2 protein-coding genes are annotated in these 2,863 nt (G+C 70.4%); both read right to left on the reverse strand.

Features of this window, described 5'->3' with window-relative positions; translation table 11 throughout:
- Positions 1-839, reverse strand: an 839-nt coding sequence (locus ACFYPN_RS33670) for a polyketide synthase (RefSeq protein ID WP_358766319.1), incomplete at its 3' end; no start/stop codon positions are given.
- A partial coding sequence (locus ACFYPN_RS33675) for an SDR family NAD(P)-dependent oxidoreductase (protein WP_389303710.1) occupies positions 839-2,863 on the reverse strand: 2,025 nt, incomplete at its 5' end. The genes ACFYPN_RS33670 and ACFYPN_RS33675, both read right to left, overlap by 1 nt.

Genomic DNA, 2,863 nt, shown 5'->3' on the forward strand with positions numbered 1-2,863 from the left:
TCGTTGTTGATGGCCGAACCCCTGATCACGGCGTGGATGGTGTCGCCGTCCGCCAGCGCGTCCTCCACCCGCTTCAGCACCACCATGCCGACGCCGTTGCCGAAGACCGTGCCCCGGGCATCCGCGTCGAACGGGCGGACGTGCCCGTCCGGTGAAAGGAAGGCCCCCTCCTGGTAGGGGTAGCCGGTGTTCTCCTGCACCTTGTAGGAGACCGCCCCGGACAGGGCCACGTCGCACTCGTAGTTGAGCAGGCTCTGACAGGCGGAGTGGAGCGCCACCAGCGAGCTGGAGCAGGCGGTCTGGACCGGGAAGCTCGGCCCCCGCAGGTCGAGCTTGTACGACACCCGGCTCGTCAGGAAGGCGAGCTCGAAGCCCAGGCCGACGTTCTCGCCCTTGATCGCCTCCCCCCGCTCCAGATTGCCGAGGATGTTCCTCAGATAGGCGGTGGTACTGGCACCGCCGAACACGCCGATGCTGCCCTCGTACCGGGCGGCGTCATGGCCGGAGTGCTCCAGCGCCTGCCAGGCGGTCTCCAGGAAGAGCCGGTGTTGCGGGTCCATGATCTTTGCCTCGCGGGCGGTATACCCGAAGAACTCCGCATCGAACAGGCCCATGCCCTCGAACTTGGGCACGGCCTTGACGTAGTGGGGGCTGCCGAATTCCTCGGCCGGCACCCCGGCCGCCGCCAGTTCCTCGTCGGTGAGCGGAAGGATCGACTCCATACCGTCGCGCAGGTTCGACCAGAACTCCGCCAGGTCCCCCGCGCCGGGGAAGCGCCCCGCCATCCCGACGATCGCAACACCGTCCCGTTCCGGGAGGTCCGTGAACTCAGTAGTCATCATTCGCCCCTTGCCGTCCGACGCCGTTGCTGCTGGCGTCGGCGCTGCTGCATCTTGTCTCTACGTTCCTCAAGAGTCTTGAGGCTGTTCCGCGGTGTCTGCTCCACGGGCTTCTCCGCCACGGCGGCCAGGTGCGACACCGTCAGCCCCTCGTACAGGTCGCCGAGGGCGAGCCTCGCGCCGAGCTGGGCGCTGACGGTGCTCACCACCTGGATCGCGATCAGAGAGTTCCCGCCCAGATCGAAGAAGCTGTCCTGGATGCCGACCTTGTCGATGCCCAGCAACTCCTGCCAGACCTTGCAGATCGTGCGCTCGGCGTCGGTGCGCGGCGCCACGAACTCGGTCAGGATGTCCGGGCGCTCGTGCACGGCGCCGCGAGGCTCGGCAACCGTGTCCTGCTCCACCGAGAAGGCGTTCTCGAAGAGCGCCGACAGCTCGGCCGGCGACACGACGACCTGTGGTTCCGACATCCCCGCCAGGATGGTGTCGAGGGCCCGCAGCCCCTCGGAGGGAGACATGGCACGCCGGTCCACCTGGTCGGCGAAGGGGGCCGCGGCGTCGGCCGCCATGCCGACCTCGCGCCAGGGACCCCAGTCGATCGCGATCACCCGCCGGGTGCGGCCGCGGTCCTGGGCGAAGGCGTCGAGGAAGCAGTTGGCGGCGCAGTAGTCGACCTGGCCGGCACTGCCCATGTTGGCGCCGTTCGATCCGAACAAGATCAGGAAGTCCAGTTCCTGCCCTGCCAGCGCCTCCTCCAGCACCAGGGTCCCGCGCACCTTCGGGAGCAGGACCTCGGCTGCCACCTGGAGGTCCTTGAGCTGGATTAGGCCCCCACTGGGGACACCCGCCATGTGGAAGGCGCCGTTGATGCCGCCCCAGCGCTCAACGGTCTGCCGGACGGCCTCGTCCATCGCCACCCGGTCGCTCACGTCGGCCTGGCACACGAGGAGCTCCGCTCCCGCGTCGCGGAGGCGCACCAGCTCGCGTACTACGTCGGACAGCCGGCTCCTTCCGGGATTGCGGGCGAGCCACTCGTCCCACTCCGCGGCGTCGGGCAGCCCGGTGCGCGAGGTGAGTGTGATCCGTGCCCCGGCCGCAGCAAGGTGCCCGGCGAGGGCCAGCCCCAGGCCGCCGGTGCCGCCGGTGACCAGGTAGACGCCACCCTTGCGCACCACTGGCGACCGGTCGCCGCGCGGCAGCGGCTGCTGCACGAAGTGCTGGGACCAGCGGTGGCCGCCGCGGTGCGCCACCGTCTCCGGTCCCCGCTCCGGCTCGGCGGCCAGCTCGGCCATCAGGCGAACCAGCTCCCGCTCGGTGGGAGCGGCGCCGTAATCGAGGTCGACGCTGCGGCAGGTGGTGCCCGGGAGCTCGCGGGGCAGCACACGGCACGGCCCCAGCAGGGTGGCCTTCAGCGGCGAGAGAACCTCGGCGCCGGTGATGTTGTGCAGGCCGTTGCTGAGCACCCAGATCCGGCGCGGCTCGCTGTCCGCATGCCGGGTGAGGGCCTGGGCCAGGAGGATCAGGCTCTCGAAACCGTGCCGGAGGCCGCCCTCGTCACCCGGTGCGGTGACGTTCCAGCTGTGGACGATGCGGGTGGGCGCGTCGGCGGCGCCGTTCCGCAGGGTGTCGATCAGCCGCTCATAGTCGGAGCCGTTACCCGCGTCGATGGCGTAGCGGCCATCCCCTCGGTCGGCCCAGGCGCCGGCCGCCTCCACCACGGTGACCACGGCACCGGTGGCCCGCAGCCGCCCGGCCACTGCCTCTCCCACTCCCACGGCGTCGGCAAAGACGAGCCAGTGCCGCGTGGCGTCCGGCTGCTCCCCGGCGAGCAGGGCTTCCCGCTGCCAGGACGGCGCGTAGAACCACCGCGTGACGTCGTCGCGGCGCATCGTGGCATGGCCGGCGGCCTGAGGCGTGGCGCCCTTCCGGTCCAGCCAGTAGTGCTTGTGTTGGAAGGGGTAGGTGGGGAGGGGGATGCGGTGGCGTTGTTGGTGGTTGTGGTAGGTGGGCCAGTGGGGTGTGGT

The sequence above is a fragment of the Streptomyces sp. NPDC005576 genome (assembly GCF_042871745.1).
Classification (GTDB): Bacteria; Actinomycetota; Actinomycetes; order Streptomycetales; family Streptomycetaceae; genus Streptomyces.